This is a genomic window from Candidatus Cybelea sp., assembly GCA_036489315.1.
Taxonomy (GTDB): domain Bacteria; phylum Vulcanimicrobiota; class Vulcanimicrobiia; order Vulcanimicrobiales; family Vulcanimicrobiaceae; genus Cybelea.
Window position 1 is genome coordinate 41,944 of record DASXFZ010000013.1, and the last position, 22,050, is coordinate 63,993.

Below are 22,050 nucleotides of genomic sequence, written 5' to 3' on the forward strand. Positions count from 1 at the left end.
GTCCGTGTACTAGAGTTTAGCCCCAAGGCGGGGTTTGCGCGGCGTAGTCCGCGCGGGGCGGCAGCCCCAAGGCGTTCCGCGAAGTGGAGCGCGTACTGAAAGGAAAGAGATGGCCAAGCAAAAGTTCGAGCGCACCAAGCCGCACGTAAATATCGGAACGACCGGACACGTCGATCACGGAAAGACGACGTTGACGGCGGCAATCATGCATTGCCTGTCGACCGAAGGGCTCGCGCAAAAAGTCGGCGTCGATCAGATCGACAACGCTCCCGAAGAGAAAGAGCGCGGCATTACGATCGCCATCTCGCACCAGGAGTACGAGACGCCCAAGCGCCACTACGCGCACGTCGATTGTCCCGGCCACGCGGACTACATCAAGAACATGATCACCGGCGCGGCCCAGATGGACGGCGCGGTGCTCGTCGTTGCGGCGACCGACGGTCCGATGCCCCAGACGCGCGAGCACATTCTGCTGATGCGCCAGGTCGGCGTTCCCCGCATCGTCGTCTTCCTGAACAAGGTCGACATGGTCGATGACGAGGAGCTGCTCGAGCTCGTCGAGATGGAGATTCGCGAGCTGCTCTCGAAGTACGATTTCCCTGGCGACGACACGCCGATCATCCGCGGTTCGGCGCTCAAGGCGCTCAACTCGGGCGGCAAGCGCGGCGAGGCGGAAGCCGATCCGATCTTCAAGCTGATGGACACGATCGACGATTACATCCCGCAGCCGGAGCGCCAGGTCGACAAACCGTTCCTGATGCCGGTCGAAGACGTCTTTACGATCACCGGCCGCGGCACGGTCGGCACGGGCCGCGTCGAGCGCGGTCAGGTGAAGGTCGGCGAAGAGGTTGAGATCGTCGGGCTCAAGGAAGAGACGAAGAAGACCGTGGTGACGGGCATCGAGATGTTCCGCAAGCTGCTCGATTCGGGCATCGCCGGCGACAACATCGGCGTACTGCTGCGCGGCGTCGATCGCAACGAGATCGAGCGCGGCCAGGTGCTCGCCAAGCCGGGCTCGGTCAAACCCCACAAGAAGTTCAAAGCCGAGGTCTACGTCCTCTCGAAAGAAGAGGGCGGCCGCCACACGCCGTTCTTCGGAAACTATCGCCCGCAGTTCTACTTCCGCACGACCGACGTCACCGGCACGATCAAGCTGCCCGACGGCGTCGAGATGGTCATGCCCGGCGACAACGTTCAGATGGACGTCGAGCTGATCACCCCGATCGCATGCGAAGAGGGCCTGCGCTTTGCGATCCGCGAGGGCGGCCGCACCGTCGGCGCCGGCGTCGTTACCGCGGTCGCCGAGTAGAGATTTAACTCATGGCGAAACAAATGATCCGCATCCGCCTCAAGGCGTACGACCACAAAGTGCTCGATCAGTCGGCGGAACGGATCGTTGAGACCGCCAAGCGTACCGGCGCGTTCGTTAGCGGGCCGGTCCCGCTGCCGACCGAGATCAACCGTTTCTGCGTGCAGCGCTCGACCAACAACGATAAGAAGTCGCGCGAGCACTTCGAAATGCGCACGCACAAGCGTCTCATCGACATTCTTCAAGCGTCGCCCAAGACGATGGACGCGCTGATGCACCTCGACTTGCCCGCCGGCGTGGATATCGAGCTGAAGGCCTAGCCTTCTCGCTCCCGCCGAGCGTCCCAACGCGCCCGCAAAGAGGAAACCTTCGTTGACGCGTTAACGCGCCTGTGCTACGTTCACCGTACCGAGCAGGTGTAACGGCGGTCTCGAGCCGGTCGTTACCGTGACGCGCTGTTCGTCGTCGGCCTCCGCGAACAGGCCCGCGTCAGCGGATCGGGCCGGGTCAAGCATCCGGCCCGCTCCTCGTTGGCGGTAATGCCCCGTTGCCGGAACGAAGAGCCACGGATGGAAGTGAAGTCGAGCTACATCGGTACCATGATCGGTCTTGCGACGGTGGCCTTCGGCCTGATCGCCGCCGGTGCGTGGAACAAGTTCATCAGCGACGTCATCGCGCTCTTTCTCAAGCCCGGCAGCGGGGTCGTCGCCGAGTTGGTCTATGCGGTCGTGATTACGATCATCGCGATCGTCGTCGTCCAGAGCCTCGCCAAGCTCGCCGAAAAAGAGGCGGAGCTCACGGCGAAGCTTCCGTTCTCGAAGAAGCCGCAGGAGTAGCGCTAGCCCTCCGCAGCGCCGTTCGATCTCTTCGGCGGCCTCCCCGAACGGATTCGGAACGCCAGCTCCGGGCGGTGCTGCAGCGGCGGATAAACGTGCGCCCGCACCTCGAAGCCTTTCTTTTCAAGGCCTAATCCCAGCGCGGCTTGCTGGATGCCGTGCAGGATCGCGGCGTTGAGCGTCTCGTCGGCGACGCTTAAATCCATCAGGCTGTCGATGTGGCGGCTCTTCGTCAGCAGCGTGAGCCGGATCTCACCGGGAATCCGCTGCGACTCTTGCTCTTCGTCGAGGGGATCGTGAAAGACGACGACGTGGCGATCCTCATAGACGACCTCGTTGCCGGCGACGAGGTGCTCCCATGCCTTGCGCTCCTTGATCCAGCGCGGCTGCGCTCCCAGAACGTCGACGGGCGCAATGCCCCGCTTTAAAGCATCCTCGCTCATGCATTTGCCGTTCACCCGTTTTGCAGCGATTGCCTGCCGCCAAAGGACGTTGCTCGCCGCGTCGGAAAGCCAGCCTGACCAATGACACGTTGGCTTTCAGAATTAATCGGCGGTCCCGAGCAGTCGGTGTGGGAAAAGCCCGACCCCAACCACACGTTCCGCGGACGGCTCGACGGTACGCGGGCAAAGGCCGATGAAGTCGTCTACGAAGACGACGAGGTTTTTGCCTTTCGTCACAACATCGACCCGAGCAAAGAGGAATGGTGGGAGATCCACGTCGTCATCATCCCGAAGAAATGGGTCCCGACGATTCTCGATATCTCGCTGGGCGACGCCTACATCTGGCACCGCCTGATCGGCGGCATTCAAAAGGTCGCCCTCTCCTTGGGCCTCTACGAAACGGGTTTTATGATTCGGATGGGCGTCCTGCCTCCGTATCAGCACACGGAGCACGTGCACATCCACATCCTCTCGGGTAAACACCGCTCCACCGTCGTCGACGGGCCGCTTCCGGATGTCAGCTGACGCGCGGCCGTCGCTGACAAGCATCGCGTTCGCCTTTGCCAGCATCTCCGCCACCTCGTTCGGCGGCGGCCAGAAGGCTTCGATCCGCCAACAGGTGCTCGCGCGCGGCTGGATGGACGCCGATGGTTTTCTCGACGGTTTGGAGATCGCGCAGGTGCTGCCCGGGCCGAACCTGCTCAACCTCGCGATCTACTGCGGGCAGAAAGTTCGCGGCGTGCCGGGAGCGCTTGCCGCGTTCTGCGGCGCAAGCGTACCGCCGTTCGTCATCGTACTAATAGCCGGCGCGCTCTACTTTAAATACGCGGCAAATCCGTTCGTCGCGGGCGCTCTGCGCGGCTGCGCCGCCGGCGCGCTCGGATTAACGATCGGCAACGCACTCGAACTGACCTGGGACGAACGCAAGAGCTGGTACGCGATCGCGCTGGTCGCGATTACCGCGGCCGCCGTCTCGCTGCTGCGCATGCCGCTGCTGCTGGTGCTCGTGGTCTTCGGCGGGGCCGGCGTCGTTTTCGAAACGCTGCGAAGCCGGCGAGAAGCACGTGGCTGACACCTTTCATTCGGTGCTGCAGCTGCTCTGGGTCTTCGCGCAGCTCTCGGTGCTGGGCTTCGGCGGCGGAAAAGGGATCATCCCGCAGATGCACACCGACGCGGTGGCGACGCACCACTGGGTTTCGTCGCAGCGGTTCACGCAGTTCTATACGATCGGCAAGCTCGTCCCCGGCCCCACCACGATCTTTGCGGCATTGATCGGCTACGCGGCGACGCCCTCGCGCCCGCTGCTGGGCGCGGCCGTCGCCACTATCGGAATGTTCGTACCCTCCAGCCTGATCATGATTGCGTTTGACGCGCTGTGGCGGCGCTTCGCCGCATCGCCGTGGCGCGCCATCATCTCGCGCGGCCTCGCTCCGGCGATTGTCGGGCTCGTCTGGTCGAGCGTGATGACGATCGCCCGCGGCGCGCCATCGTCGGTTATAGCCTACGTGACGGCGGCGGTGGTGGTCGTACTGATGCTGCGCACGAAGATCAGCGCGCCGCTGCTCATCCTCCTCAGCGGTGGCGTAGGGGTCGTCGCGCTTCGATAAGCGAACGAACGGCGGATGCCCATCGACCTTCACGAGCTCCGTTCGCGCTCGTTCCACGGCACGAAACGCCGCATCTACCATTTGCTCGAGGAGATGGGTACCTCCGGCGATCAGATCTGGCCGTTTGCCTCGCAGCCCTTCATGCGCTCTCCGGGCCCGCTGACGCCGGGGCGTACCGAAGAGTGGCACCTCGGCATCCATAGTATCCTCGAAGAGGCTGTTCCCGAGGAGCGGATCGTGTGGCGCTTTCAAAACGAGGGATTCGACGGCACGCACGCGTTCGTCTTGGGAACGCTGGGGAAGGAGACGGTCGTGGAGTACCGCGTCGATGCGACGCTCTCCGATACCGACGGACGTCTGCTGTGGCGGCGCTTCGAAGATCAGTTCGAACGATCGATCGAAGCCCTCTTCGACAAGCTTGCGCGCGTCCTCAAGCGCTAACCGTCCGTAGCGATGCCTGATCCAGTCGACTTCATCGACGTTTCGGGTTTGCTCTCCGACGAAGAGCGGCTCGTTCGCGACACCGTCCGCGCCTACGTGCGCGAGCGCATCACGCCGCAGGTCGCGCAGTGGTTCGAAGAAGGAATCCTACCGCGCGAACTGGGGCCGGAACTCGGCCGGCTCGGCCTGTTGGGGATGCATCTCGAAGGTTACGGCTGCGCGGGCGCGAGCGCCGTCGCTTATGGCATCGCGTGTCTCGAACTCGAGGCCGGCGACTCGGGCGTGCGCAGCTTCGCCTCGGTGCAGGGGTCGCTTGCGATGTATTCGATCTGGCGCTGGGGTGACGAAGCACAAAAGGAGCGCTGGCTTCCGGCGATGGCGCGCGGCGAAGTCATCGGCTGCTTCGGCCTTACCGAGCCGGATTTCGGCAGCAATCCCGCCGGCATGCGCACCTCCGCGCGGCGCGATGGACCGGACTGGGTCCTCGACGGCACCAAGATGTGGATCACGAACGGATCGATCGCCGATCTGGCGATCGTTTGGGCGCAGACCGCCGACGGCATTCGCGGGTTTATCGTTCCGCGCGACACGCCTGGCTTTAGCGCTTCTGACATTCACAAGAAGCTTTCGCTGCGGGCCTCGGTTACGAGCGAGCTCGCGCTGAACGGATGCCGGCTCCCGGCCGACGCGCTTCTGCCCAACGGCGGAGGACTGGGCGCCCCGCTCTCGTGCCTGAACGAAGCGCGCTACGGAATCATCTGGGGCGCGATGGGCGCCGCACGCAGCTGCTACGAAACGGCGCTGGAGTACGGCAAGACGCGCGTGCAGTTCGACCGGCCGATCGGGGGCTTTCAGCTCACGCAGGCCAAGCTCGTGGACATGCTGCTCGAACTGAACAAAGGTACGCTGCTCGCACTGCATCTTGGCCGCGCGAAGGACGAGCACCGGCTGCATCCCTCGCAGGTCAGCTTCGCGAAGCTCAACAACGTCCGCGAGGCGCTTGCGATCGCTCGCGCGGCGCGCACGATCCTCGGCGCAAACGGCGTGACCCTCGAGTACCCGGTGATCCGGCACATGAACAACCTCGAGTCGGTGCTGACCTACGAGGGAACCAGCGAGATGCACGCGCTGGTCGTCGGCAAAGAAGTTACCGGCATCGCCGCCTTTACATAACCGCAGGCCTACACGTAGTCCGCGAGCTTGAGGTTGACGTCGCGCTCGCCCGTTGCATTGCGCACGTGCAAGTGGACGACGGTGCCCGCCGATCCCGAGAGCAGACCGCGCAGTGCCGCGAGCGACATGCGCGAAGCCGGTCCGCCGTCGACGCTGACGATCACGTCGTCCTTGGCGAGCCCGGCAGCGGCCGCCGGGGAACCCGCGATCGCCGAAAGCACCGTGAACTCACCGGCGCGATCGATGAGGAAGAGGCCCGAGCGATCGTACGGGAAGCTCGAATCGAACGCGGCGCTCTTCACTAGATACAGCGCGTGCTTGCCGTAGTCGAAGGTGACGACGAAACGCCGCCAGACCCCACCGCCGAGGTTGGCGGGATTATAGGGATTCGAAAACGCGCCCGACTTGTCGCTGGTGAAGTCGGCGATGCTGTTGGCGATCGTGAACGGTCCGATCGTCAGGTTGGGAATCCGCCCCAGACGCCCGAACGACGGACCGCCGACCCCGAAGCCCGTTACTCCTACTGGCGTCTTGGCAAGCGCGGCGATCGTTGGGTTCTGCGCGAGGAACGGAGCAGCGAGCGTCAGCGCGGCGCGGCTGCCGGTGTCGACTTCGGCGCTCGTCGTCACGCCGTCGACGCCGACGTCGATGCGCGGGATCGTCCCGTCGATGATGAAGGGAAGGCTGGCGCTGCCGGCAGGCGGCGACGCGCTTGCGGGCATCGTCAGCGTCATCTTCGCGTTTGCGTAGTCGATCGTCGTGACGTAGCGCGCCAAGAACTGGTAGCCGAGCATCCCGTCGATCTGCATTCCCTCGCCCATTCCGAATCCGGTGGCGATCGGGAGCACGAGCACGTATTGATTGCCGACCTTCGCGCTGCCGACGCCGATCGAATCGATGCGCGCGAAGGCGGCGCCCTCGGTTTGGCTGCCGACTCCGCCGAGCTGCGCCTCTCCGGAGGTTTTCGCGCCCAGGCGTCTGGCGAGCTCGGGCGTCACGATGTAATCGCCGCCGCTATCGAGCACGAACGTGTAGGGGCCGCGCCCGTTGAGCATTACGCTGACGTAGAGGTGGTTGTTGACGACCTGGACTGGTACGGTCGCGGTAGTTGCGCCGGCAATCGAGAAATCGTGGAGGTGCTGCGCCGGAAGATTCATCCGCTCGCCGATCGGCTCGTTGAGCACGAGGGCGCCGGTGCGACTGCTCGTCGCGTTTCCTTCAGAGGTCCTCGTACTGGTGAGAAACGGATAGGTGAGGCCGTCGACGCGGTGATAGTTGGAAAGAACCGTCGTCGCCGAGACGTTGCCGAAGCTGGTATTCTCACGCGCGATGAGGTGTGTCTGCTCGTCGAGCCAGAGGTCGATCTCGCTGCCGTTCGCCGGGGTCACCGCGAGCACGTCGTAAGTGCGGCCGTTGTCGCTTCGGCTGCCGGCGTAGACGACGACGGCGCCGCCGGCGCCGGGCTTGAGATAGCCAAGCGTCGCCAGATAGGCTTGATCGATCGCCTGCTGGCGGCCGGGGATTCCGCCGTCCACCGTGACGAGGCCGGAGTAGTCCTGGTTCCAGGCAACGCTCCCGGTCCAGCCGCTTGCTCCGGTGAGGGCCCCGCCGGCCTGCGAGCTGTAGAAGCGACCGGCGCGGACGTCGTCCCACTCCGCCGCGGTCGCGCGAATTCCCACCGCCTCCATGCTGCCCGTGGTATGAATCGAGGTGATCGAGCCGATCGGGCGGCCGAGCGTCGCCTTGCGCAAAGCGTCGAGCAGCGCCGCCGTCGGCGTGGCGGCTGCCGCCGGGGCCGTCGATAGCACCGCTGGCAGGTAAATTGCGGCAAAAAGAACCGAAATCCGGCGATTGCGCGGCATGCGGGCTAGTACGAGGGCGCTGCGCCTTGACCTCGCGCTACGGCCCTGATACACTGCCGAAGTTGCGGTTGAGGCCGGTACGCTTTTTCATGATGCGGACCGGCAAAAAAGATTTACCAATACGCCTGGCCCCGTGGCCTCGCACTCTCTAAGAGAACGGACGAATGAAGAACATCCTGGGCCGTAAAGTCGGGATGACCAGCATCTTCACCTCTGACGGGCGTTCTGTCCCGGTGACGGTGATCGCTGCCGGTCCCTGCACGGTCGTCGATCGGCGGACGAAGGAAACGCATGGCTACGAAGCCGTGGCGCTGGGTTTCGAGCCGCGCAAGCGCGGCTCGGTGACGCGCCCCATGGCCGGCTACTTCAAGAAGCAAGGCGTCGAACCGGTCCGGTTCGTGAGGGAGTTTCGCGGCCCGCAGGAATGTGAAGTCGGCGATACGGTGACGGTCTCGGGCTTCGAGCCCGGCGATCGCGTCGACGTCTCCGGGGTCTCGAAGGGACACGGATTCTCGGGCGGCATCAAGCGGCATAACTTCCGCGGCGGCGGCGCGAGCCACGGATCGATGATCCATCGCCAGCCCGCGTCGAACGGCGACACCAACGCCGGCCGGACGGTCAAAGGCAGCCGCCGGCCCGGCCACTTCGGCGTCGACCGCACCACGTTACAGAATCTCGAAGTCGTCCAAGCCGACGGCGAGCGCAATCTGCTGCTCGTCCGCGGCGCGGTCCCCGGCGGCAAGAACGCGCTGGTGATTGTGACGCAGAGCGTGAAGACGCGAGGGAAGGCCTAATGCCCAACGTGATCGACGCTTCGGGCAAGGTCCTTAAGGAAGTGCAATCGCCCGCCGCGCTCGGCGGCGACTACGCCGATAAGCTTTCCGTGGTCTATCGCGCGGTCCATCGCGAGTTTGCCAACCCGCGGGCCGGCACCGCCTCGACGCTCAAACGCGACGAAGTCTCGGGCGGCGGCCGCAAGCCCTGGCGCCAGAAGGGCACCGGACGGGCGCGCCAAGGCTCGATTCGCTCCCCGCAGTGGCGCCATGGCGGCGTCGTCTTCGGACCCCAGCCGCGCAGCTACGTCGAATCGCTCAATAAGAAGGAACGCCGCGTCGCCTTCCTGGCGGCGCTTGCAGACCGCTTCCAAAACGACGCCGTGACCCTGCTCGACAGCAGCGAGTTTCCGATCGAAAAGACGGGCGCGTTCGCCAAGCTGCTCTTCGGCAGTGCCAAAGCCGCGCGAGTCGGCCCCTCGACCCTGATCGTCTGCCGGCGCGGTGAAACGCACGCCGGCGCGATCGAACGGGTCGGCCGCAATCTTCAGCGCGTGGCCGTAACCGACGACGGAGCGCTCGACGTCAAGGACGTCCTGCGCTACGAGCGCCTTTTCTTTACGACGGCCGCCTACGAAGCATTGACGGAGCGTCTCGCCCCCAAACAGGAGACCGCCGATGGACGCCCGTGACGTCATCGTCGCGCCGCGCATCACCGAAAAGTCGATGGCCGACGCGCAGATCAACCAGTACACGTTCGTCGTCCACCCGCAGGCGACCAAGACGCAGATCCGCCATGCGATCGAGGAGATCTTTCACGTCAACGTCCTCAACGTGAATACGGTCAACGTACGCGGTAAAGCGCGCACCTTCGCGCGCAAGGGCGTGCGGACTCGCGGCCAGCAGAGCGATTTCAAGAAGGCCGTCGTTACGATCAAGGCCGGTCAGAAGATCGAGCTCGGTGGAGTGAACTACTTTGAACAGTAAGCTTTTTGGGGAAATCGCGTGCCGGTAAAGAAATATCGCCCCACCTCACCCGGTAAGCGCTTCATGACGACCATCGACTTCTCGGAGCTGTCGAAGGTCGCGCCGGAGCGTTCGCTGACCGAAGTGCGCAAGAAGCACTCCGGACGGAACAACAACGGCCATATCACGGTTCGCCATCGGGGCGGCGGAACGCGCAAGATCTACCGGATCATCGACTTCAAACGCTCGAAGGACGGGGTTCCGGCGAAGGTCGCGACCGTCGAGTACGATCCGAACCGCTCGTGCCGCATCGCGCTGCTGCACTACCGCGACGGCGAGAAGCGCTATATCCTGGCGCCGCTCGGATTGCGCGTCGGCGAACTGGTAGAATCGGGCCCGGCGGCCGACATCAAGATCGGCAACGCGCTGCCGATCAAGAACATTCCGGTCGGCACGGTCCTTCACAACATCGAGCTGCGTCCCGGCGAGGGCGGCAAGCTCGTCCGTTCGGCCGGCGTCTCGGCGCAGTTGATGGCCAAGGAAGACGAATACTCGCAAGTGCGCATGCCCTCGGGCGAGGTGCGGCGGATCCACATCAACTGCCGCGCGACGATCGGCCAGCTCGGCAACATCGAGCACGAAAACCAGATCATCGGCAAAGCGGGGCGTTCGCGGCATCTCGGAAAGCGCCCGAGCGTCCGCGGTATCGCGATGAATCCGGTCGATCACCCGCACGGCGGCGGCGAAGCGCGCTCGACTTCGGGTCGGCCGCCGACGACACCGTGGGGTCAGATGACGATGGGCAAAAAGACTCGGCGCAACAAACGCACGAGCAAGATGATCGTTCGCAAGAGAGGGTCTAAGTAGATGGCGCGGTCGCTAAAGAAGGGGCCGTACGTTGCGGACCACCTCGTCAAGAAGGTCGAGAAGCTCAACGAGACGCGCGAGCGGCGCGTGATCAAAACGTGGAGCCGCGATTCGACGGTGCTGCCGTCGATGGTCGGCCATACGATCGGCGTGCACAACGGCAAGACCCACATTCCGGTCTACATCAGTGAGAACATGGTCGGGCACAAGCTCGGCGAGTTTTCGCCGACGCGGCATTTCCGCGGCCACGGCGGCGACAAGGCCACGGTGAAATCGTGAACGAGCGCGTCCCCCAGGCCGTCGCTCACCTGCGCTTCGTACGCCAGGGTCCGCGCAAGCTTCGCCGCGTCGCCAACGCGATTCGCGGCAAGAGCGTCCGCGAGGCCCTCGTGCTGTTGAAGTTTGCCGAAGTCTTTGCCGCCGAGCCGATCGAGAAGCTGGTTCGGAGTGCCGTCGCCAACGCCGGCAACAACCACGACATGAACGTCGACGAGCTCTACATCTCGCGCATCACCGTCGACGGCGGTCCGGGCGGCCGCTTTACCAAGCGCATCGATCCGCGCGCCCAAGGGCGTGCGGCCTTCAAACGCAAGCGGTTCTCGCACGTGACGGTCATCGTCAGCGAGACGCCGCCGGCCAAGCCGCCCAGAAAATCGGCCGGCGCCTCAGTTCAAGCGGCGCGCGCGACCCGTCGTTCCGCGGCGGGCGCCGGAGCGGCCAAGAAAACACCGCGAAAGAAACGCAGCACGCGTAAGCAGGCGGCAAGCGCCGCTGCGGGAGCATAGATGGGACAGAAGATTCACCCCGTAGGCATGCGCCTCGGTATCACGCGCACTTGGGACAGCCGCTGGTTCGAAAAGAAGCACTACGTCGACTGGCTGCACGAGGACGTCGCGATCCGTAAGTCGTTCAACCGCTGGATGCGCTCGGCGTCGATCAGCAAGATCGAGATCGAGCGGCGCGCCAACCAGGCACGCGTCATCGTCAACACCGCGAAACCGGGCATCATCATCGGCAAGCGCGGGGTCGGCATCGACGAGATTCGCAAGACGCTCGAGCGCCTGACCGGCAAGAGCGTGGCGGTCAACGTCATGGAGATCTCGCACCCCGAACTCGATGCACGGCTCGTTGCGCAGAACATCGTCGATCAGCTCGAGAAGCGGATCGCGTTTCGCCGCGCGATGAAGCAGGCCATCATGCGCACGATGCGCGCCGGCGCGCGAGGCATCAAAGTGCAGGTGTCGGGCCGGCTCGGCGGCGCGGAAATCGCTCGCACCGAGCACAATGCCGACGGCAAGGTGCCGCTGCACACGCTGCGTGCCGATATCGACTACTCGCAGGTCGAAGCGTTCACAACGTTCGGCCGTATCGGCGTCAAGGTTTGGATCTATCGCGGCGAGGTGCTGCCGGATCAGCCGCGCGGCGACGGCGCTATGCGCGATCGTCAGGATCGCGGCCGCGATCGCCGCGAACGCGGCGGACGCGGACGTGGACGCGACGGACGGATGCCGCAGCCCGCCGCAGCCCGGCCGCCCGCACCCGTGCCCGAAACCCTACCTGTGCCGGAGAGCGCACCCGGGCCGGAGATTACGCCCGCGCCGGTGCCGGTACTCGAGGCCGCGGTGCCCGCCGCGCAAGCGATCGTTCCGGAGGCCGCGGCTCCGATAGTGGAGGTAACCGAGTAGGATGCTTACGCCAAAGCGAGTCAAGTGGCGCAAGGTTCAGCGCGGCCGGATGTCCGGCGCGGCGCAGCGCGGCAACGCGCTGACCTTCGGCGATTTCGGTCTGCAGGCGATGGAGCCGTGCTGGATGACGAACCGTCAGATCGAGGCCGCGCGTGTCGCGATGACCCGCCACATCAAGCGTGGCGGAAAGGTCTGGATCAAGGTCTTTCCCGACAAGCCGGCCACCAAGAAGCCGGCGGAGGTACGCATGGGCTCGGGTAAGGGAAACCCGGAGTTCTGGGTCGCGGTCGTACGGCCGGGGCGCGTGCTCTTCGAGCTCTCCGGCGTCGCGCCGAACGTTGCTCGTGAAGCGCTGCAGCGCGCGGCGGCCAAGCTGCCGATCGGCACGAAGATCGTCTCGCGCGAGGACACACCGTGAAGAAAAACGACTTAGACGGGCTGCGCGTTCTCAGCGTCGCCGAACTGCAGGAGAAGGCCCGCGACGCAAAGTCCGAACTTTTCAACCTGCGCTTCGCGCTGCGGACGGGCCATCTAACCGATTTCAGCAAGATTCGTGCGATGCGCCGCTCGTACGCGCGAATCCAAACCGTGATCTGCGAGAAGCGGCTCGCCGAGGAAAAGCATGGAGCAGCCTAACGAAACCGCCGCAGTGCGCCAAGAGAAATCACGCGGTACCCGGCGGGTGAAACAGGGGCGAGTCGCCTCCAACAAGATGGACAAGACGATCGTCGTTGTCTCGGAGACGCGCGTGCCGCACCCTTCCTACGGGAAGATCGTGCGCAAGTCGGCGCGCTTCAAGGCGCACGACGAGCGCAACGAGGCCAACGTCGGCGACCTCGTGCGTATCGCGGAATGCCGTCCGATGTCGCGCGAGAAGCGCTGGCGTCTCGTCGAGATCGTGGAACGAGCGAAGTGATTCAGCAAGAGACGCGTCTGAAGGTCGCCGACAACAGCGGAGCCCGGGAGCTGCTCGTGATTCACGTCTCGGGCGGCGGCCGTCACGTCTACGCGCACGTCGGCGACATCATCGTCGGCACCGTCAAGAGCGCGATCCCCGGTGCCGCCGTGAAGAAGGGCCAGGTCGTCAAGGCCGTGGTCGTGCGCACGAGTGCGCCGATCCGGCGCCTGGACGGCTCGGTCGTGAAGTGCGACGACAACGCCTGCGTGATCATCAAAGGCGAAAAAGACAATTTGGACCCGCGCGGGACGCGCGTCTTCGGTCCGGTCATGCGCGAGCTGCGCGATCGCGGATTTTTGAAGATCGCGTCGCTCGCACCCGAGGTACTCTAGTGGCTACGAAAGCAAATATCATCAAGGGCGACACCGTCATGGTGCGTCGCGGCAAAGAGCGGGGCAAGCGCGGAACGGTCCGCGCGCTGCACGGCAGCTCGGCCACGGTCGAGGGGATCAACGTCGTCAAGCGCCATACGAAATCCGGAACGAAGTCGTCGAACATCGGTGCTTCCAGCCAGACGGGCGGCATCGTGGAAAAAGAGGCTCCGCTGCCGCTTTCGGCGCTGCAGTACGTCTGCGAAAAGTGCAAGGCGCCGGCGCGTCTGCGCCGTGGGCGCACCGCCGAGGGCGGCTTACAGCGGATCTGCGCGCGCTGCGGCGAGCCCGCGCGCGAATCGGCGAAGGGAGGGTAGCGCGATGGCGGAGCGTTTGCGCGAGCGTTACCGGCAGCAGGTTCGCAAGCAGCTGCAGGAGCGTTTTGGTTATAAGAACGTCAATCAGATACCGCGGCTGGAGAAGGTCGTCGTCAACATGAGCGTCGGCGAAGCGATCGTCAATCCGAAGGCGCTCGATGCGGCGGTGAGCGAGCTCACGGCGATCACCGGGCAGAAGCCGGTCATCGCGAAGGCAAAGAAGTCGATCGCGGCCTTCAAACTGCGCGCCGGGATGAATATCGGCGCGAAGGTGACCCTGCGGGGCGACCGGATGTACGTATTCGTCGATAAGCTCTTTAATGTCGTGCTGCCGCGTATCCGCGATTTCCGCGGGCTTCCCGCAAAGTCGTTCGACGGGCGCGGCAACTACAACTTAGGGCTGAAAGAGCAGCTCGTCTTTCCGGAGATCAACTACGACAAAGTGGATAAGACCCGCGGCATGGACGTGACGATCGTCACGACCGCCAAGACCGACGAAGAGGCCTCCGAGTTCTTGACGGCGATGGGTCTGCCCTTACAGAAAGCGCGGAATTAATGGCTAAGACCAGTTTGATCATCAAATCGCAGCGTGCGCCGAAGTTCTCCGTGCGCCGGCACAACCGGTGCAGAGTATGCGGCCGCCCGCGCGGTTATCTCCGCAAATTCGCGATGTGCCGGATCTGCTTCCGGGAGAACGCCCATCTGGGCGTCGTTCCGGGCGTGACCAAGGCGTCGTGGTAAGGAGGCTGTAGCACGTGTCGATAACCGATCCCATTGCGGACATGCTGACGCGGATTCGCAACGCGAATACCGCCAACCATAAGACGGTCGACGTCCCGGCCTCGCGGGCGAAGCAAGCCATCGCCCGAATTTTGCAGGACGAAGGGTTCATCGAGAGCTTCGAACGCCTCTCGGAGGGTCCGCAGGGCACGATTCGGATTGCGCTCCGGTACGGTCCTGAAAAAGAGAAGATCATCACGGGCCTGCGCCGCATCTCGCGTCCCGGTTTGCGCGTCTACACGCGTAAGACGGAGATCCCGCGCGTCCTCGGCGGCTTCGGCCTGGTCATCATGTCGACGCCGCAAGGCATCATGTCGGGGAAACTCGCGAAGAAGCGCGGCGTCGGAGGAGAGGTTCTTGCGTACATCTGGTAAGGCGGTGCAGCCGTGTCTCGGATAGGAAAGCTGCCGGTCGTCGTTCCCTCGGGCGTAAAGGTCGAGGTAGATGGCGGCGAGGTACTCGTTCGCGGCCCGAAGGGCGAGCTGCGCCAGCATATTCTCACGGACGTCGTCGAGGTGAAACTGCAGGACGATCGCGTCGTGGTCGACCGTAAGGGTGATGCCAAAGCGCACCGCAGCGCGCATGGCTTAACGCGCACGCTCATCGCCAACATGGTCGAGGGCGTCAGCAAAGGCTTCCGCAAGAGTCTCGAAATCACCGGTGTCGGCTACCGCGTCGCAAAGTCGGGCGAGAACCTCACCCTCAGTTTGGGTTACTCCCACCCGGTTCCGTTCGCGGCGCCCAAGGGCGTCGTGCTCTCGGTCGAGGGCCAGACGAAGATTCACGTCGAGGGCATCGATAAGCAGGCCGTCGGACAAGTCGCCGCCGATATCCGGCGGTTGCGCAAGCCCGAGCCCTATAAAGGAAAAGGGGTTCGCTACGAGGGCGAGCGCATCCGCAAGAAGCTCGGTAAGGCCGGAAAGGCTGGTAAGAAATGACGAGCCGTCGAGACGCCCGTCGGGAGCGACACGCTCGCCTGCGCAAGAAGTTGTCGGGCACGACCGCGCGTCCGCGCCTCTACGTGCGGCGCTCGCTCCATCACATCTACGCGCTGATCGTCGACGACAGCAAGGGCCACACGCTGGCCTCCGCCTCGACGGTCGATAAGTCGTTCGCGTCCTCGCTCGGTTCGAAGACCAATGTTGCCGCCGCCCAAGCGGTCGGCACGGCGATCGCCGGCAAAGCGAAAGAGGCGGGCATTTCGGAGGTCGTTTTCGATCGTGGCGGTTTCAAATATCATGGCCGGGTGCGCGCGCTCGCCGATGCGGCGCGTGAAGCGGGGTTGAGTTTCTAATGCAATATCGTGGTAGAGATCGAGATAACAGCGGCATCGATGAGACGGTCGTACGCGTCAATCGGGTCGCCAAGGTCGTCAAGGGCGGCAAACGTTTCAGCTTCAGCGCGTTGGTCGTCGTCGGCGATCGCAAGGGCAAGGTCGGCTACGCCATCGGCAAAGCCACCGAAGTTCCCGAGGCGATTCGCAAAGCCGTCGAGCAGGCTCGCAAGAACATGGTGACCGTCGCGATGGTCGAAAAGACGATTCCGCACGAAGTGCGGCACGAGGTCGGTGCGGCCACGGTTCTGCTCAAGCCCGCGGCACCGGGTACCGGTGTGATCGCGGGCGGATCGATGCGCGCCGTTTTGGAGCTCGCCGGCATCCATGACATCCTCACGAAGTGCTTGGGGACGACCAACCCGATCAACGTCGTCATGGCGACGGTCTCGGCGTTGAAGTCGCTGCGCACCGTCGAGCAGGTCGCGGCGATGCGCGGCAAGACCGTCAAAGAAATCTACGCGGCATAGGATCATGGCAGACAAACAAATTCTCAAGCTTGGAGCCCTCAAGCCGGCACCCGGAAGCCGGCCGAAACGTCAGCGCATCGGCCGCGGCCACGGTTCGGGCATGGTCAAGACGGGCGGCGAAGGCGGCAAAGGCCAGACGGTTCGCTCGGGCGGCGGCAAGGGGCCGGCGTTCGAAGGCGGCCAGACCGCGTGGGCGCGGCGCCTGCCGCACAAGCGCGGCTACTCGCAAAAAGCGCGCGACTACGGCCACTTCCGCTCGCGTCTCGCGGTCGTCAACCTCGGCCGTTTGGCGGAATGGGACCCGAGCGTCGAAGTCTCCCCGGAATCGCTGCGCAGCCGCGGCGTCCTCAAGTCCGAACGGGACGGCGTGAAGATTCTCGGCAGCGGCGCGCCCGCGAGCCTGCCGTCCGGACTGCGTTTCCGCGACGTGCTCTTCTCGAGGAGTGCGCGCGAAGCGCTCGAGGCTGCAGGAGCCGTCATCTCCGACGGAGCGAAAGAATAACTTAGGTGTTCGATAACCTGCGGGCGGCGGTGCTCGTACCGGAGATCCGCCAGCGTATCCTCTTCGTCTTTTTCGCCTTCGCGTGGTTCGTCTTCATGATCCACGTGCAGCTGCCCAACGTCAATCAGGCAGCCTGGCAGCGGGTGCTGCAGAGCGGCGCCTTCTACAACCTGCTGGGCTTCCTCTCGGGCGGCGCGCTGCAGAAGCTTTCGATCATCGCGATGGGCATCACGCCTTACATCAACGCGTCGATCATCATGCAGCTCATGACGGTCGTCATGCCGCAGCTCGAAGAGCTCGCCAAGAAAGGCGGCGAGGAAGGCCGTAAGAAGATCAGCCAGTACACCCGCTGGCTGACGATCGTTCTGGCGGCGGTTCAGGCGACGTTCATGGCGATCTCGATGGAGCGCTCCGGCGTCTTCTACGACACGAGCATCTGGTATCTGCTCTACGCGATCGTCGCGATGGTCGGCGGAACGCTCTTCTTGATGTGGCTGGGGGAGCAGATCAGCGATAAAGGCATCGGCAACGGCGTCTCGCTGATCATCTTCATCGGTATCGTGCTGCGCTATCCGCAGTACGTCACGCAGACCTACGCATCGGCGAGCCAGGGGGCAGAGTCGACGCTGAACTTGGTTCTCTACGTCCTGACCGCGATCGTCATCATCATCTCGATCATCTTTCTGTATCAGGGGCAGCGGCGCGTTCCCGTGCAGCAAGCGCGGCGGGTCGTCGGCCGAAAGATGTTCGCGGGGCGCTCGACGTACATTCCCCTGCGCCTCAACAACGCGGGCGTCATCTCGATGATCTTCGCGATCTCGATCCTGCTCTTGCCGCAGCAGGCGCTTTCGTGGTTCGGCCGCGGGCAGACGATTACAGCCTCGGGCATCTGGGGTGCGTTACAGCACGGCCTGCAGGCCTTCTCGGCCTGGCTCAACGTCTGGTTCACGCCCAACGGCCTGCTCTACAACATCGTCTACTTCGTACTCGTCGTCATCTTTACGTTCTTCTATAGCGGCATCGTGCTCAACACGCGCGACGTCGCGGATAACCTCAAGAAGACCGGCGCCTTCATCCCGGGAATTCGCCCCGGCCAGCCGACCGTCGATTATCTGAATAAGATCCTCACCCGCATCACGACGGCGGCGGCGATCTACCTCGGCTTGCTGGCGGTGCTCCCGGGTGCGCTGCAGCGCGGCCTTTCGGTGACGACCTTCTATCTCGGCTCCACCTCTCTGCTCATCGTCGTCGGCGTGGCGCTCGACACGATCACGCAGATCGAGGCGCGTTTGGCGATGCGCGACTATCGCGGCTTCATCAAGCGGTAGGGCCTCGCGGAATTACGTGCGAGTCGTCTTTTTGGGGCCGCCCGGTGCCGGCAAGGGCACGCAGGCGCGCATTCTTCACGAACGCTTTGGGTTGGAGCAAATCTCGACCGGTGACATCCTGCGGCGAAACGTCTCCGATGGAACCGAGCTGGGCCGCCGTGCCGAAGGGTACATGCATCGCGGCGAGCTGGTCCCCGACGACCTCGTGATCGCGATGATCGAAGCCGAGTTACGAAAAATGCCGGCGGGCTTCGTGATGGACGGTTTTCCGCGGACGGTCGCACAAGCGGAAGCGCTCGACAAAATGCTCGAACGCCGCCGTTGGCCGCTGGACGCTGCCGTGCTCTTCAAGACGGATCGCGCCGTGCTGATCGAACGGCTTGCCTCGCGCTGGACGAATCCGCGCACCGGCCGCACCTACAACGTTCTGACCAACCCGCCCAAGCGTGCGGGCATCTGCGACGAAGACGGCGGCGAGCTGATCCAGCGCGACGACGATCGTCCCGAAACGGTCGCAACCCGGCTCGACGTTTACGACGCGCAGACCAAGCCGCTGATCGAGTACTACCGTCGGACCGGCAGGCTCGTCGAGGTCGACGCGCTCGCCAGCGTGAAATCGGTCGCCGAGAAGATCGCGGCGGCGATCGGTTCGGCGCAGACTCCGGGCGCGCGATGGTAAGTCTCAAGTCACCGCGCGAGATCGAGCTGATGCGGCGCAGCGGCAAGATCACCGCGCGCGTGCTCGCCGAATTGATGAAGACCGCTCGTGCCGGAATGACGACCGGCGAGTTAGATGAGATCGCCGAGCGCGAGATTCGCAATGCGGGCGGCATCCCGACGTTCAAGGGATACAACGGTTTTCGCGCCTCGATCTGCGCCTCGGTGAACGAGGAGGTCGTGCACGGGATTCCGGGTTCGCGCACGCTGCACGACGGGGACTTGCTCTCGATCGATATCGGGACGACGCTGGCGGACTACGTCAGCGACAGCGCCGCGACGATTGGGATCGGCAACATCTCTGCGGGCGCGCAGCGCCTGCTCGAGGTGACGCGCGAGTGCCTGACGGTCGGCATTGGGCAGATGCAGCGCGGCAACCACGTCGGCGATATTGGGGCCGCCGTGGCGGAACACGCGGAAAAACACGGCTTCGGGGTCGTGCGCGAGCTGGTGGGCCACGGCGTCGGCCGGGCCATGCACGAGGAGCCTCAGGTTCCCAACTACGGGGAACGAGGCACCGGGATGGAGCTTCGGCCGGGGCTTGTCCTGGCCATCGAGCCGATGATCACTCAGGGAGGCCCGAAGGTGAACGTGCTGCGGGACGGCTGGACAGTTGTCACCGCGGATGGTAAACTCGCAGCGCACTTCGAACACACGATCGCCGTGACGGAGGACGGGCCCAAGATTCTTACCCTGCGCGACTATGCTGAGGATCCGGCAGTCGAGCAGTACCGTCCTTTAACGCAGGCCTTGGCGTGATTCGCCCGCGGCTTGAGGGCTTGGGCGAAGCGAAGGCGGCAGAACAACCTATCGATATAAGTAGAAGAAAAAGAACATGAAAGTACGACCCTCGGTCAAGAAAATGTGTGAGAAATGCAAGGTCATCCGCCGCCACGGAAAAGTGCGGGTGATCTGCGACGCCAATCCAAAACACAAACAGGTTCAAGGATAATCCTTCGACAGGCTCAGGATGACACGAAAATAAAGGAAAGGTTTTAATGGCTCGTATCGCTGGTATCGATCTTCCTCGCGAGAAGCGCGTTGAAATTGCGCTGACCTATATCTACGGCATCGGCACGCAGACGGCGCGCCGGCTGCTGGAGTTCGCCCACGTGGACCCGGACGTCCGCGTGAAAGCGCTGAGCGAAGAGGATGAGAAGAAGCTTCGCGATGCGATCGATTCCCTCCAGCTGCGGGTCGAGGGCGACCTGCGCCGTGAAGTGCAGGGAAACATCAAGCGCCTGATGGACATCGGGTGTTATCGCGGCATGCGCCATCGCCGCGGACTGCCGGTACGCGGGCAGCGCACAAAAACCAACGCGCGCACCCGCAAGGGTCCGAAGCGGACCGTCGCCGGCAAGAAGAAAACGCTAGCCAAGAAGTAGCGCTCTGCCGTGAAAGCGGTGATCACCGCCGGCGGCAGGATCGACGGGGCCTTCGCGCAGGTGGCCGGCACGCAAGTCAAGGCACTCGCGAATCTGCGCGGCATGACGATGCTCGAGCGCGTCGTGGAATCGTTGCGCGCCTGCGGCGTGACCCGCATCGCGATCGTGGGCGGTGCCGAGGTCCGCGCGTCGTTTGCGTCACGGGTCGAGGCGATCGTCGATGAGAGCCCCTCGGGAAGCCAGAATCTGCTTCGTGCGTTGCGCGCCTGGCCCGAAGACGGCGAGGCGCTGCTCTACGCCACAAGTGATCTGCCCTACGTAACGGCGGCTGCCGTCGGCGATTTCGTCGACCGCCTCGACCCCGGGGCGATCGCCGTCTCCCTAAGCGAGTTCGCTGCCTACGCGTCACGCTTTCCCGGATCGCCGGCCGCCGGGATTACGCTCGGCGGCGAACGCGTCGTCAACGGCGGTATTTTTTCGATTCCCGCCGGCGCGTCCGCTCCGATCGCGAACACGGCGAGCCGCTTTTTCGAGGCGAGAAAACAGCCCTGGCGCATGGCCGGGCTCGTGAGCCCGCCGGCACTGCTTCGCTTTCTCTTCGGGCGGCTGCGCATCGCAGATCTCGAGGCGGAGGCGACGCGCGTCCTGGCCTATCCGGCTCGTGCAGTTCGCAACTGCGCGCCCGAGCTTGCATTCGATGTCGACGGTATCGCCGAGTACGAGTATGTCTGCGCGCAAGCCTAACCCGCTATCGCTCGCGCTCTTCTGGCTTGGCATCCAGGCGGTATGGGGCGCGCTGCTGGGGATCTCGCTGCAATCGCGCACGATCGAACTCGTCAGCAGCGACGCACTCATCGCCTACGGGCGTCTGGCGACGATCGGCGCCGTCGTCGCGGCCGTCACGCAAGTACTCGTCGGATTCCTCTCCGATTCGCGGCGCCGCCGGGGGAGCCGGCGCATCGAGTTCTACATCGCGGGCGCGGTGGGGGGCGCCGCCGGCATCGCATTCTTTTACGGCGCCTCGAGCTTCACCGCGCTGGTCGTTGCGTACGTGGTGCTGCAGGCGGCACTCAATCTCGCCATCGGCCCCTATCAAGCGATCATTCCGGATTTCGTCGAACGCGCACGCACCGGAATTGCGTCGTCGGCGATGGCGGCGCTGCAGAGCGCGGGCAACGCCGCAGGAGCGCTCGCTGCGAGCTTCATCACGAGCGCCCGCGGGCTCGCCGCAACGCTCGACGTGCTGCTCCTGGGAACGTGTTTTGTAACCTGCACGCACGTACGCGACCTGCCGTTGATCTCGGCACCGCAAGAGACGCCGGAGCGTCCGCGCATAACCAAAGCGTTCGTCGACCTCTTCATTTCGCGCGCGCTTATCTATGTCGGTTTTTACACGCTGCTGGGCTATCTGCTGTTTTACGTGAACGCCGTGCTTGCGCCCTCGACGCTCGCCGGCGCGCGCATGCAGACGGGAATCATTATCGTGAGTTTTACGCTCGTCGGCGCGGCGGGCGCGGCGTTGGCGGCCCGGCCGAGCGATCGCCTCGATAAACGGATCGTGGCAACGGCGGGCGCGGCGGCGTTCATCTGCGCGCTCGGGATCTTCATCGCATCGTCGGGAATGGCCGGCATCGGTGCGGCCACGATCGTGGCTGGGCTCGGGTGGGGCGCCTTTCTGGTTGCCGATTGGGCGATTGCCTGCCGCCTGTTGCCGAGAGGGGCGATGGCCGCAGCGATGGGCATCTGGAATCTCGCGATAGTCGTGCCGCAGATCGTCGCTCCGGCGCTTACGACGGCGGTCCTTGCGGGGCTTCGCCAGAGCGGCAGCCACTCGGCTCCCAGGCTGGCTTTCGGCCTGGCGCTTCTTGAGACTTTGGTCGGGGCGGCGTGGCTCTGGCGGCTTCCGAAGTTGCGAAATTGAGCAAGA

35 protein-coding genes and 1 pseudogene are annotated in these 22,050 nt (G+C 64.3%); 34 read left to right on the plus strand and 2 right to left on the minus strand.

Annotation, left to right across the window (positions count from 1 at the left end):
* Positions 1 to 109: 109 nt before the first annotated feature.
* From tuf to VGG51_03570, 3 genes are all read left to right on the plus strand, one after another.
* Complete coding sequence (tuf, locus tag VGG51_03560; protein HEY1882104.1) at positions 110 to 1,309, plus strand: elongation factor Tu; 1,200 nt, start codon at positions 110 to 112, stop codon at positions 1,307 to 1,309.
* 11 nt (positions 1,310 to 1,320) lie between these two features.
* Positions 1,321 to 1,629, plus strand: a complete 309-nt coding sequence (rpsJ, locus tag VGG51_03565) for a 30S ribosomal protein S10 (protein HEY1882105.1) — start codon at positions 1,321 to 1,323, stop codon at positions 1,627 to 1,629.
* A gap of 249 nt (positions 1,630 to 1,878) precedes the next feature.
* Positions 1,879 to 2,145, plus strand: a complete 267-nt coding sequence (locus VGG51_03570; GenBank protein ID HEY1882106.1) for a DUF5654 family protein — start codon at positions 1,879 to 1,881, stop codon at positions 2,143 to 2,145.
* Between the two features lie 2 nt (positions 2,146 to 2,147).
* Here the strand turns inward: VGG51_03570 and VGG51_03575 are convergent, their stop codons facing one another.
* On the minus strand, positions 2,148 to 2,588 hold the full coding sequence (locus VGG51_03575; GenBank protein ID HEY1882107.1) for a hypothetical protein: 441 nt from the start codon (positions 2,586 to 2,588) through the stop codon (positions 2,148 to 2,150).
* An 81-nt stretch (positions 2,589 to 2,669) separates the two neighbouring features.
* Here VGG51_03575 and VGG51_03580 point away from each other — a divergent pair, with 81 nt between their 5' ends.
* From VGG51_03580 to VGG51_03600, 5 genes are read left to right on the plus strand one after another with little or no spacing between them, the layout of a single operon-like run.
* On the plus strand, positions 2,670 to 3,113 hold the full coding sequence (locus VGG51_03580) for an HIT domain-containing protein (GenBank protein HEY1882108.1): 444 nt from the start codon (positions 2,670 to 2,672) through the stop codon (positions 3,111 to 3,113).
* A complete protein-coding gene (locus VGG51_03585) occupies positions 3,103 to 3,660 on the plus strand; it encodes a chromate transporter (protein ID HEY1882109.1) in 558 nt (185 codons plus the stop codon). The genes VGG51_03580 and VGG51_03585 overlap by 11 nt, the downstream gene beginning before the upstream one ends.
* Positions 3,653 to 4,195, plus strand: a complete 543-nt coding sequence (locus VGG51_03590; GenBank protein ID HEY1882110.1) for a chromate transporter — start codon at positions 3,653 to 3,655, stop codon at positions 4,193 to 4,195. Before VGG51_03585 ends, VGG51_03590 begins: the two co-directional genes overlap by 8 nt.
* Before the next feature lie 15 nt (positions 4,196 to 4,210).
* Complete coding sequence (locus VGG51_03595) at positions 4,211 to 4,636, plus strand: hypothetical protein (GenBank protein ID HEY1882111.1); 426 nt, start codon at positions 4,211 to 4,213, stop codon at positions 4,634 to 4,636.
* A gap of 12 nt (positions 4,637 to 4,648) precedes the next feature.
* Positions 4,649 to 5,809 (plus strand): acyl-CoA dehydrogenase family protein, encoded by a 1,161-nt coding sequence (locus VGG51_03600; GenBank protein HEY1882112.1) that lies wholly within the window; start codon positions 4,649 to 4,651, stop codon positions 5,807 to 5,809.
* A gap of 8 nt (positions 5,810 to 5,817) precedes the next feature.
* On the opposite strand, the gene VGG51_03605 is transcribed toward VGG51_03600, so the two are convergent.
* Entirely contained in the window at positions 5,818 to 7,617 is a 1,800-nt protein-coding gene (locus tag VGG51_03605) for a retropepsin-like aspartic protease (GenBank protein HEY1882113.1), read from the minus strand.
* 218 nt (positions 7,618 to 7,835) lie between these two features.
* On the opposite strand from VGG51_03605, the gene rplC reads away from it, so the two are divergent.
* The 26 genes and pseudogenes from rplC to VGG51_03735 all read left to right on the plus strand — a co-directional run bounded on the left by rplC (position 7,836) and on the right by VGG51_03735 (position 22,044).
* Positions 7,836 to 8,465: a 50S ribosomal protein L3 gene (rplC, locus tag VGG51_03610; GenBank protein HEY1882114.1), complete on the plus strand. Its 630-nt coding sequence runs from the start codon at positions 7,836 to 7,838 to the stop codon at positions 8,463 to 8,465.
* On the plus strand, positions 8,465 to 9,136 hold the full coding sequence (gene rplD, locus VGG51_03615) for a 50S ribosomal protein L4 (GenBank protein HEY1882115.1): 672 nt from the start codon (positions 8,465 to 8,467) through the stop codon (positions 9,134 to 9,136). Before rplC ends, rplD begins: the two co-directional genes overlap by 1 nt.
* Positions 9,123 to 9,431, plus strand: coding sequence for a 50S ribosomal protein L23 (rplW, locus tag VGG51_03620; protein HEY1882116.1), 309 nt, complete (start codon positions 9,123 to 9,125; stop codon positions 9,429 to 9,431). Before rplD ends, rplW begins: the two co-directional genes overlap by 14 nt.
* An 18-nt stretch (positions 9,432 to 9,449) precedes the next feature.
* Entirely contained in the window at positions 9,450 to 10,277 is an 828-nt protein-coding gene (gene rplB / locus VGG51_03625) for a 50S ribosomal protein L2 (protein HEY1882117.1), read from the plus strand.
* Positions 10,278 to 10,556, plus strand: a complete 279-nt coding sequence (gene rpsS / locus VGG51_03630; GenBank protein HEY1882118.1) for a 30S ribosomal protein S19 — start codon at positions 10,278 to 10,280, stop codon at positions 10,554 to 10,556.
* Positions 10,553 to 11,062 carry a 50S ribosomal protein L22 gene (gene rplV / locus VGG51_03635; GenBank protein ID HEY1882119.1) on the plus strand — a complete coding sequence of 170 codons (510 nt, stop codon included), beginning with the start codon at positions 10,553 to 10,555 and terminating at the stop codon, positions 11,060 to 11,062. The genes rpsS and rplV overlap by 4 nt, the downstream gene beginning before the upstream one ends.
* Positions 11,063 to 11,686, plus strand: a pseudogene (gene rpsC, locus VGG51_03640) (30S ribosomal protein S3).
* Between the two features lie 277 nt (positions 11,687 to 11,963).
* Complete coding sequence (gene rplP / locus VGG51_03645) at positions 11,964 to 12,380, plus strand: 50S ribosomal protein L16 (protein HEY1882120.1); 417 nt, start codon at positions 11,964 to 11,966, stop codon at positions 12,378 to 12,380.
* The gene (gene rpmC / locus VGG51_03650; protein ID HEY1882121.1) at positions 12,377 to 12,598 is read left to right on the plus strand and encodes a 50S ribosomal protein L29; all 222 of its coding nucleotides are present in this window, start codon (positions 12,377 to 12,379) and stop codon (positions 12,596 to 12,598) included. Before rplP ends, rpmC begins: the two co-directional genes overlap by 4 nt.
* Positions 12,585 to 12,878, plus strand: coding sequence for a 30S ribosomal protein S17 (gene rpsQ / locus VGG51_03655; GenBank protein HEY1882122.1), 294 nt, complete (start codon positions 12,585 to 12,587; stop codon positions 12,876 to 12,878). The genes rpmC and rpsQ overlap by 14 nt, the downstream gene beginning before the upstream one ends.
* Complete coding sequence (rplN, locus tag VGG51_03660; protein ID HEY1882123.1) at positions 12,875 to 13,252, plus strand: 50S ribosomal protein L14; 378 nt, start codon at positions 12,875 to 12,877, stop codon at positions 13,250 to 13,252. The genes rpsQ and rplN overlap by 4 nt, the downstream gene beginning before the upstream one ends.
* The gene (gene rplX / locus VGG51_03665) at positions 13,252 to 13,608 is read left to right on the plus strand and encodes a 50S ribosomal protein L24 (protein ID HEY1882124.1); all 357 of its coding nucleotides are present in this window, start codon (positions 13,252 to 13,254) and stop codon (positions 13,606 to 13,608) included. The genes rplN and rplX overlap by 1 nt, the downstream gene beginning before the upstream one ends.
* Positions 13,609 to 13,612: 4 nt before the next feature.
* The gene (gene rplE, locus VGG51_03670) at positions 13,613 to 14,164 is read left to right on the plus strand and encodes a 50S ribosomal protein L5 (GenBank protein HEY1882125.1); all 552 of its coding nucleotides are present in this window, start codon (positions 13,613 to 13,615) and stop codon (positions 14,162 to 14,164) included.
* On the plus strand, positions 14,164 to 14,349 hold the full coding sequence (locus VGG51_03675; GenBank protein HEY1882126.1) for a type Z 30S ribosomal protein S14: 186 nt from the start codon (positions 14,164 to 14,166) through the stop codon (positions 14,347 to 14,349). The genes rplE and VGG51_03675 overlap by 1 nt, the downstream gene beginning before the upstream one ends.
* A 14-nt stretch (positions 14,350 to 14,363) precedes the next feature.
* The gene (rpsH, locus tag VGG51_03680) at positions 14,364 to 14,762 is read left to right on the plus strand and encodes a 30S ribosomal protein S8 (GenBank protein HEY1882127.1); all 399 of its coding nucleotides are present in this window, start codon (positions 14,364 to 14,366) and stop codon (positions 14,760 to 14,762) included.
* Positions 14,763 to 14,774: 12 nt separating this feature from the next.
* A complete protein-coding gene (rplF, locus tag VGG51_03685; GenBank protein HEY1882128.1) occupies positions 14,775 to 15,326 on the plus strand; it encodes a 50S ribosomal protein L6 in 552 nt (183 codons plus the stop codon).
* Complete coding sequence (gene rplR, locus VGG51_03690; GenBank protein HEY1882129.1) at positions 15,323 to 15,682, plus strand: 50S ribosomal protein L18; 360 nt, start codon at positions 15,323 to 15,325, stop codon at positions 15,680 to 15,682. Before rplF ends, rplR begins: the two co-directional genes overlap by 4 nt.
* Positions 15,682 to 16,191, plus strand: coding sequence for a 30S ribosomal protein S5 (gene rpsE / locus VGG51_03695; protein ID HEY1882130.1), 510 nt, complete (start codon positions 15,682 to 15,684; stop codon positions 16,189 to 16,191). The genes rplR and rpsE overlap by 1 nt, the downstream gene beginning before the upstream one ends.
* Before the next feature lie 4 nt (positions 16,192 to 16,195).
* Complete coding sequence (gene rplO / locus VGG51_03700; protein HEY1882131.1) at positions 16,196 to 16,693, plus strand: 50S ribosomal protein L15; 498 nt, start codon at positions 16,196 to 16,198, stop codon at positions 16,691 to 16,693.
* A gap of 5 nt (positions 16,694 to 16,698) precedes the next feature.
* Entirely contained in the window at positions 16,699 to 18,021 is a 1,323-nt protein-coding gene (gene secY, locus VGG51_03705; GenBank protein HEY1882132.1) for a preprotein translocase subunit SecY, read from the plus strand.
* A gap of 16 nt (positions 18,022 to 18,037) precedes the next feature.
* Complete coding sequence (locus tag VGG51_03710) at positions 18,038 to 18,700, plus strand: adenylate kinase (protein HEY1882133.1); 663 nt, start codon at positions 18,038 to 18,040, stop codon at positions 18,698 to 18,700.
* Positions 18,694 to 19,497, plus strand: a complete 804-nt coding sequence (map, locus tag VGG51_03715; GenBank protein ID HEY1882134.1) for a type I methionyl aminopeptidase — start codon at positions 18,694 to 18,696, stop codon at positions 19,495 to 19,497. Before VGG51_03710 ends, map begins: the two co-directional genes overlap by 7 nt.
* Before the next feature lie 76 nt (positions 19,498 to 19,573).
* A complete protein-coding gene (gene rpmJ / locus VGG51_03720; GenBank protein ID HEY1882135.1) occupies positions 19,574 to 19,690 on the plus strand; it encodes a 50S ribosomal protein L36 in 117 nt (38 codons plus the stop codon).
* Positions 19,691 to 19,736: 46 nt separating this feature from the next.
* On the plus strand, positions 19,737 to 20,123 hold the full coding sequence (gene rpsM, locus VGG51_03725; protein HEY1882136.1) for a 30S ribosomal protein S13: 387 nt from the start codon (positions 19,737 to 19,739) through the stop codon (positions 20,121 to 20,123).
* A 9-nt stretch (positions 20,124 to 20,132) separates the two neighbouring features.
* Positions 20,133 to 20,867: an NTP transferase domain-containing protein gene (locus VGG51_03730; protein ID HEY1882137.1), complete on the plus strand. Its 735-nt coding sequence runs from the start codon at positions 20,133 to 20,135 to the stop codon at positions 20,865 to 20,867.
* Positions 20,848 to 22,044, plus strand: a complete 1,197-nt coding sequence (locus VGG51_03735; protein HEY1882138.1) for an MFS transporter — start codon at positions 20,848 to 20,850, stop codon at positions 22,042 to 22,044. Before VGG51_03730 ends, VGG51_03735 begins: the two co-directional genes overlap by 20 nt.
* Positions 22,045 to 22,050 lie beyond the last annotated feature (6 nt).